5 protein-coding genes and 1 pseudogene are annotated in these 7,783 nt (G+C 72.8%); 3 read left to right on the plus strand and 3 right to left on the minus strand.

Translation table 11 applies throughout. The features are described from left to right. Positions 1-884 (minus strand): annotated as a pseudogene (locus I6A81_RS02665) (hypothetical protein); the annotation flags it as partial. 212 nt (positions 885-1,096) lie between these two features. Here I6A81_RS02665 and I6A81_RS02670 point away from each other — a divergent pair. Then, the gene (locus I6A81_RS02670) at positions 1,097-1,582 is read left to right on the plus strand and encodes a hypothetical protein (protein WP_203001845.1); all 486 of its coding nucleotides are present in this window, start codon (positions 1,097-1,099) and stop codon (positions 1,580-1,582) included. Between the two features lie 168 nt (positions 1,583-1,750). Here the strand turns inward: I6A81_RS02670 and I6A81_RS02675 are convergent, their stop codons facing one another. Both I6A81_RS02675 and I6A81_RS02680 read right to left on the minus strand, forming a co-directional pair. Continuing rightward, entirely contained in the window at positions 1,751-2,863 is a 1,113-nt protein-coding gene (locus I6A81_RS02675) for a ParA family protein (protein ID WP_203001844.1), read from the minus strand. 330 nt (positions 2,864-3,193) lie between these two features. Next, complete coding sequence (locus I6A81_RS02680) at positions 3,194-4,009, minus strand: maleylpyruvate isomerase N-terminal domain-containing protein (protein ID WP_203001843.1); 816 nt, start codon at positions 4,007-4,009, stop codon at positions 3,194-3,196. A gap of 1,082 nt (positions 4,010-5,091) precedes the next feature. Between I6A81_RS02680 and I6A81_RS02685 the strand changes: the two genes are divergently transcribed. Beyond that, positions 5,092-6,303, plus strand: coding sequence for an ABC transporter ATP-binding protein (locus I6A81_RS02685; protein WP_407661235.1), 1,212 nt, complete (start codon positions 5,092-5,094; stop codon positions 6,301-6,303). Positions 6,304-6,400: 97 nt separating this feature from the next. After that, positions 6,401-7,648 (plus strand): polyamine ABC transporter substrate-binding protein, encoded by a 1,248-nt coding sequence (locus tag I6A81_RS02690; RefSeq protein ID WP_203001842.1) that lies wholly within the window; start codon positions 6,401-6,403, stop codon positions 7,646-7,648. Positions 7,649-7,783 lie beyond the last annotated feature (135 nt).

Consider the following 7,783-nt stretch of genomic DNA (forward strand, 5'->3'; position numbering starts at 1 on the left):
GTCGGCTCGTCGTCCAAGGTCGGCTCGTCGTCCAAGGTCGGCTCGTCGTCCAAGGTCGGCTCGTCGTCCAAGGTCGGCTCGTCGTCCAAGGTCGGGTCGTCGCCCAGGGCCGGGTCGTCGCCCAGGGCGTCGAAGGCGTCCGCGTCGTCGGCGGTGACGTGCTCGGTGGTCTGGAAGCCGGCGGGATCGACGTCGGTCGGTTGGGCGTCGCCAGCCGGTTGGGCGTCGCCGGTCGGGTCCACGTCGCCGGTCGGGTCCACGTCGCCGAGGCCAGCCGCGCCCTCGGCGGCGGCCCGCTCCGCGGCTTCGTCGAGGGGGGCGCCGGTCTCGGGGAGGCCTGGGCTGGCGGGAGCGGCCGGCGGGGGCGCCGGCGCGCCGGCGCCGGCTTCGGAAGCGGGAACGGCGGGGCTCGACCCGGTCGCCGGGCCGGGCTGATCGGCGGCGAGCGGGCGGAGCGTGAAGAAGCCTTTCAGGGTCGCCTCGGGGTCGAGATCGTTGTCCTCCCGGAACGGTTCGGTCTGCTTGGTGGCGTGGGCGGAGGCACCCTTCGGCCGGAAGATGTCACCGAGGCTGAACGGGCGCCTACGACCCGCTACCGGTGGCCATGCGGCGTTGTTCGGGTTGAGCGGTCCCTCCGCGTTGGAAGGGGCCGCCTGTTGAGCATTGCGGTCGTAGTTGTCGTCGGCGAGCACGCCTTCCGGAGGTTCGGCGCCTCGGGCCGGGGCCTCGTCGACAGCCGGGGTATCCCCGGCCGGATCGCCGACGGCCGCCGTTGGCTGGCCGTCCGATGGCAGGGGCGCCGGGTGGGTCGGGTCGGAGGTGGCCGCGACGTGCGCGTCCGGACCTACGTCGTTCTCCCAGCCCCCCGTGACCGATTCGCTCATCCTGACGTGCCCCTGTCGCCCACTTCTCGCGCGGATCGGCGTGCCGTATGGCGACGCAGCGCGGCGCCCGGCAGCTGACCACCGGCCTTCACGGTTCCACATCCAGGTAAATCACCGGCATCGAGCCGGACGAACCCGACCGAGACGAACAATGGACCCTCAAACGGGCCTAGCATGGCGCTGGCAGTCCGCGCTCGCGGAGGTAGCGGACGATGCGCGGGTCGACGTCGCAGCCGCCCTGGCTGGGCGAACGGGAGTCCGCTGTCTCCCCGCCGGCCGCCAGCCATGACTCGAGCGCGTTCGGCGGCCGAGCCGACTCGTCGAGGGCGGTGAGCGCCCGGCGGGTCGCCGCCGGGCGCGCGGCCGGTGACGTCCCACCCGTGCCCGTGCCCGTAATGGTGCTGGTGGCCACGATGGTGCTCGTGGTCGCCGACGGCACCGTGGTCGACGACGCGGCCGAGGGCGGCACGGCCGGATTCACGCTGGGGCTCGTGGCTCGCGGCGGCCCGGTGACCGACGCCGAGGCGGGCGCGGCGGTGACCGACGTCTCGGCCGGCCCGCCCTGGACGAACAGCGCGACGGCCAACGCGATGACGAATCCGGTGAGCACGAAGCCGGCCGTGGCCGCGAGCGGGAACCTGCCCGGCCGCGCCGGCTCGCCGCCAGGAGCCGCCCCGCCCGCGAGGCCGGCCGCCTGACCGTCCTCGCCGCCCGCGGCAGCGCCGACCCTGCTGGCTCTACCGACCTGGCCGGCGGGGCGGCGATGCCAGGCGTACCGGCCCACCGCGTCGCCTCGCAGTCCGGCGCGCGGGATCGGGACGATTGGGGATCTCGGTGGATTCGGCATGGCCAGCACCTGTTCTCGGCTACTTCCGGATTCCCGCGGAGGAGACCGGCAGCCGTGGCAGGGTCGGGTCGAGGTAGCGCAGCCGTTCGCGCACGTTCATCGCCAGGTCGCGGAACTCCTGGTAGCACTTGCGGACGTTGCTCTGCGCGGCGCCGAGCGCGCCGTCGCCGGCCCGCAGTTCGAACATCGGCTTGCGCGCGTCCTGGGCGAGCGGCATCAGGGTCTGGTAGTGCGGCATGTTCGCGATCTCGAAGGACTTGTCGTAGGGGTCGACGCGCTGGGTGCCGAGCACGGAGGCGGCGAACACCTCGGGGATCCGGTCCAGCCAGCGGTCGTAGGCCCGCGCCGGCCGTTCCAGCCGGGACGCCGGCTGCATGATGACGTAGCCGATCGGCATCATCAGCGCTCGCGGCGCGGCGATCCGGTCGGGCACCTTCGGCAGCACCATGCCCTGCCAGGTCGAGCGCCAGTCCCGCAGCGTGGGGCCGAGGTTGCGCAGGCCGCGCAGGGAGAACAGGTCGGCGCCGAGCGGCATGAGCACCGTGTCGGCGGACAGCAGCGCCGCCCGGTTGATCGCTCCCAGGTTCGGCCCGACGTCGATGAGCACGATCTCGGCGCCCACGGCGCGCCCGCTGTGGTCGACGACCCGGTGCAGCGCGGTGGTGGTGCGCAGCGCGGCGACGTCCTTGCCGAGGAAGCTGTTCGGCCAGGCGGCGGACAGCTTGTCCTCGAAGACGCTCAGGTCGACGTCGCCGGGCAGCAGCCACAGGTTGTCGTCCACGCCGACCGGTTCGAACAGCGCGACGTCGCCGACGCCCTCCATGATCGGGGCGATCGCCGTGGCGATGGTGCCGGTGCCGGCGGCGATCCGCGGGCGGCGCGCGCCGCTGAGGAAGTCCGGCCGGCGCGGCGCCGACGACGCGGTGGAGGCGGCCGGGCCGGGGACCGTCTGCTCCTGCCAGAGCGTCGCGAGCTCCTCCTCGTCGAGGAACTGGGCCGTGAGGTTCGCCTGGGGGTCGAGGTCGACGGCGAGCACTCGGTTTCCCTGGCGGGCCAGCATGTGCGCGAGATGGAAGGTGAGCGTGGTCTTGCCGACGCCACCCTTGTTGTTGAACAGTGCCATAGTGATCAACGCAGGCCCCCTCGCGCCGCCCGCCCGGCCCGTGTCAGCGCCCGCCCGGCAGCGGCCGGACGGGCAACGCCGTCGCGCCGCCGGGGGCCTTGGCGGCCCGGAAAGCCGGTCATACCGGCACGTTGCGCACCCACCCGGCCATTGTCTCCCTATCACCCGCAGGAAGACCTATCGACAGGGTTGCCATTACCCGCCGGTGCGCGCGTTCCGGCTGACCGTCGGCGCGCCAGCGGGTACCACGGGTGGGCCTCGAGGCGGGACCCTGCCCACGGGTGGGCAGCGCACGGCGCTCGATGTTCCCAGGGGGTAGGTGTCTCCCAGGGCTCGGCGTCACTCCCAGGGAGTCAGCGTCGGCCAGTCCGGCGGCGCCACGGCGCCGGGCAGCCGTCCGGTCAGCCAGCGCAGGGTCTCCAGCGTCGACGCCCGCAGGATGACCCGCCGGGGCCCGGCCCCGAACGCCCGCGACGGCCGGTCGCCTGGCGCGAGCAGCACGGTGACCTCCGGTGGCAACCGTGCCGGCAGGCACGCGGCGGTCCAGGCCCATTCCGTGTCGACGTAGGCGCTCGGCAGGTCGGCCCAGCCGGGGCCGCCCAGGTCGGCCAGCCCGAGGTCGACGGTGTGGATCTCGACCTCGCGCCAGCGCAGGAAGACCAGGTCGGCCAGGCTCGCCGGGGCTTCGCTTCGCGCGAGCCCGGTGCGCCAGACCTCGATGTGGGTGTGGTCCCAGGCGCGCTCCAGGCGGGCGACGGCCGCCGCCAGGTCGTCCCGGATCGCCGCGGCCGGGCGGCTCGCGCCAGCCTCGATGTCCGCGTCGCGCTGGGCCGCCCCGCCGGGGTACCGCGGGTGGGGCCCGGCGCCGGCGCCAGCCGACTCGAACATCTCGGTGTGGCTGTCGGCGTCGCGGGCCAGATGGGTGAGCAGGTGCCCCACGGTCCAGCCGGCGAGCAGCGAGGGGCGCGCGACCACCGCGTCGTCCACGGCCGCGGTGAGGGCGAGCAGGCGGCGATGACCGGCGTGCACCCCGGCGAGCCGGTCATGCGGCACCGGCGACGGCTGGTAGCCGGTGCCTGGGGACGGCGCGTGCGTCGCCCGCGCGGACGGCGGCAGGCCCGACCCCCGGATGCTGGAACGCGTCTCGGTGGCCATCCGCTCACGATGGCTCAGCCCAGGCCCGTCGTCCAACCGCGGCCTCCCACACTGCCCACAGGTGGGCAGCGTCCAGCCGCCACTCGGCTGGCTGGCTGCTCGTGGCCGTGCCGCGGTGACCACCCAGGTGGGCAGGGCCAGCGCGACCGTCCGGCGCGGTCCGGTGACTGCCCTCCGGTGGAAAGCGATGGAGGATGCGTCGCCGACCACGGGTGGGCAGCGTCCAACCGTGGCCTCGGATGCCCGTTGGCCCGGAGCGGCGGGTTCGTCGTGCCCACGGCCCGCGCGGTCGGCCGCCGCGTGCCGCCGCGTGCCGCCACGCGAACGGTGACCACCCGTGGGCCGCGTGGCTCGATGGCGGGCCGCCGGGCGAGCGACGCGGACCGGCCGCGGACTGCCCATGGACCGCCCGTGGGACGCGTCCGTCGCGTGGCTCATCCCTCACAGTGCTCGCGCCGGCCGAGGCTGGCACCCTCTGCCCGTACGCTGACCACCGTGGGGTCAATGCCACATCGGGATCACGTTTTCCCGTGTCCGTCCGTGTACGGACGCTGCTCACCGGTGAGCAGTGGGGAGCGGCGTCCGAGGCCGTCGCCGGTCCCTTGTCGCCGGACCGGGAGGCGTTCGCCGGAGTCGCCCCGCGGAGCACCGCCCACGCTGAAGCGGAATCCATTGCAATTTCCATGATCTTATTCTGATTTGAGGGATTAGGTAGGAGATCTGCTTCGGATTCGTGTGTCTGACTCGCCGGCAGGTGCCGCTGCTCCTGGGCGGGTGGCGTCGTGACGGTGACCAGGGAGGACTACCGCGCCTGGACCCGCCCGGGGCCGCTCGCGCGGGGCCGGGCGGCCCGGCCCCGCGGGCGGGAGCGGGCGCCGGACCGGAATCCCTGGCCCAGAGCGCCCAATGGCCAGGAATCGGCTGAGAAATCGAACCTTTACGTCGGATCCCTTGTAGGGGTCGGTGGGGGCTGTCACGCTGACTCGGCGTCAATACGTGACTTCTGGGACTTGTCGCGTATCTGGGTGGAGAGGGTGGGTGCGAGCTTGTCGGTGACCGCGGATGGGGCTCCGGTGTCGACGATCAGGGGAACGGTCGACGAGCGGACGGTGCCCACGGGTGGGACGGGCGCGGCGCCGCCGGCGATCGAGCTGGTCGGCGTGGCCAAGGAGTACGTGTCCCGCCGCGGCGCGGTGACCGCGGTCGAGACGGTCGACCTGCGCATCGCCCAGGGGGAGTTCTTCTCCCTGCTCGGCCCGTCCGGCTGCGGCAAGACGACCACCCTGCGGATGATCGGCGGGTTCGAGGAACCGAGCCGGGGCCAGATACTGCTGCACGGCGTCGACGTGACGGCCACGCCACCGAACAGGCGGGACGTCAACCTGGTCTTCCAGAGCTACGCGCTCTTCCCGCACCTCGACGTCGCCGGCAACATCGCCTTCGGCCTGCGGCGCAAGGGCGTGGCCCGTGCCGAGGCACGCCGCAGGGTCGGCGAGATCCTCGAGCTGGTGGAACTCGGCGCGCTCGCCGACCGGCGCCCACGGGAGCTTTCCGGTGGCCAGCAGCAGCGCGTCGCGCTCGCCCGCGCCCTGGTGAACCGGCCGCGGGCGCTGCTGCTCGACGAGCCGCTCGGCGCGCTCGACCTCAAGCTGCGCGAGACCATGCAGATCGAGCTGAAGCGCATCCAGCGCGAGGTCGGCATCACGTTCGTCTACGTGACGCATGACCAGGGCGAGGCGCTGACCATGTCGGACCGGATCGCCGTCATGAACAAGGGGCGGATCGAGCAGCTGGCCCCGCCGCGCGAGCTCTACGAGCGGCCGCGCACCGGGTTCGTCGCCAGCTTCATCGGCACGTGCAACGTGCTGCGCCGGGCAGTGCGCACGGTGACCACCGAGGGGACCGGTCCCGTCGCGACGCTGGACGCGGCCGTGGACGAGCGGCTGATGACGGCGCTGCGTCCCGAGCTCGGCGAGCTGTCCACCGGCTCGGTGGTCGAGCTGACCGTGCGCCCCGAGAAGATCGTGATCACCGCGGACCGGCCGGACGGCGACGTCTGCGCGCTGCGCGGACGGGTCACCGAAGTCGTCTACATGGGCACGAACACGACCTACACGGTGCTGACTCCCGGCGGTGTCGAGCTCGTCGTCTTCTGGCAGAACAGCTCGGACGCGAGCGACCTCGCGGGCCGGGGCGACGAGGTGTGGCTGTCCTGGCGGCCCGAGCACTCCTACGCGCTGGCGCCGGACGGCGCTGACCCCGCGACGGCCGCGCCGCCGGCCGCGTCCGGCTGATCCTCCCGGGCACGCCCGCGCCACGCGCGGCGCCGTCACCAGCGATAGCGACGACCAACACGCAACGATTTTTTGATTCCGCGGAGGACCCCCCATCGTGACGACCCACGGCAGCCCGGACAGCTCCGGCCCCCACCCGACACCGGTTCCCGCCGTCGACCCGGCTCTCCTGCGTGGCCTGACCCAGCCCCGGCTGGGCCGCCGCGGCTTCCTGCGGCTGGGGGGCGCCGCCGGCGTGGCCGCCCTGCTCGCCGCCTGCGGTGTCGAGGGCGAGAAGTCCAATGACAGCAGCGGGACCGCGCCCGAGGACTTCTGGGACGGCAAGGAGAAGGCCGGGGTTCTCAACTTCGCGAACTGGCCGCTCTACATCGACGTCGCCGACGACGGGTCGAACCCGTCGCTGAAGAAGTTCGAGGACGAGAAGGGCATCAAGGTCACCTACCGCGAGGTGATCCAGGACAACGAGTCGTTCTTCGCGACCATCCGGCCGCAGCTGGCCGCGAACCAGTCGACCGGCCACGACCTGATCGTCATGACCAACGGGCTGCAACTCGACAAGCTGATCGCGCTGGGCTACCTGGCGCCGCTGGACCTGACGAAGCTGCCGAACTTCGTCAAGAACGCGGACGCCAGCGTGAAGAACCCGGCGTACGACCAGGGCAACAAGTACACGGTCGCCTGGCAGTCGGGGATCACCGGCATCGCGTACGACCCGGAGAAGACCGGCCGGGAGATCACCAGCTACGAGGACCTGTTCGACCCCGCGTTCGCCGGCCACGTCGGCATGTTCGGCGAGAACCAGGACCTGCCGAACCTGGCGCTGGTCGGCATGGGCATCGACCCGACGACGTCCACCCCGGACGACTGGAAGAAGGCCGCCGACAAGCTGACCAAGCAGCGCGAGGACGGGATCGTCCGCAAGTACTACGTCCAGGACTACATCGACCCGCTCGCCGCCGGCGACCTGTGGATCACGATGGCCTGGTCCGGCGACGTCTTCCAGCAGGTCGCCGCGGGCTCGAACCTGAAGTTCGTCGTGCCCCAGGAGGGCGCGATCCTGTGGACCGACAACATGTGCATCCCGAAGACCGCGGAGCACCCGGTCGACGCGATCACGTACATGGACTTCGCGTACGAGCCCGAGGTCGCCGCGATGCTGGCGGACTACATCAACTACATCACTCCGGTGCAGTCGGCGAAGTCCCTGGTCTCGCCTGAGATCGGCGAGTCGCCGCTGATCTTCCCGTCGCAGGAGGACCTGGCCAACACGCACCGCTTCCGCGTGCTGACCACCGAGGAAGAGACCGAGTGGAACAAGATCTTCCAGCCGGTCTACCAGTCGTGAGCACCGACGCCAGCGCGTCGGCGGGCGCGGTGGGCCCGGCCGGGGCCGACCCGGCCGGGGCCGCCGGCCCCCCCGCCCCCCCGCCGGGCCCCCCCCCCCCCCCGCCGGCCCCGGGGGGGGGCGCCCCCCTGCCCC

The organism is Frankia nepalensis (genome assembly GCF_016786325.1).
Lineage (GTDB): Bacteria > Actinomycetota > Actinomycetes > Frankiales > Frankiaceae > Pseudofrankia > Pseudofrankia nepalensis.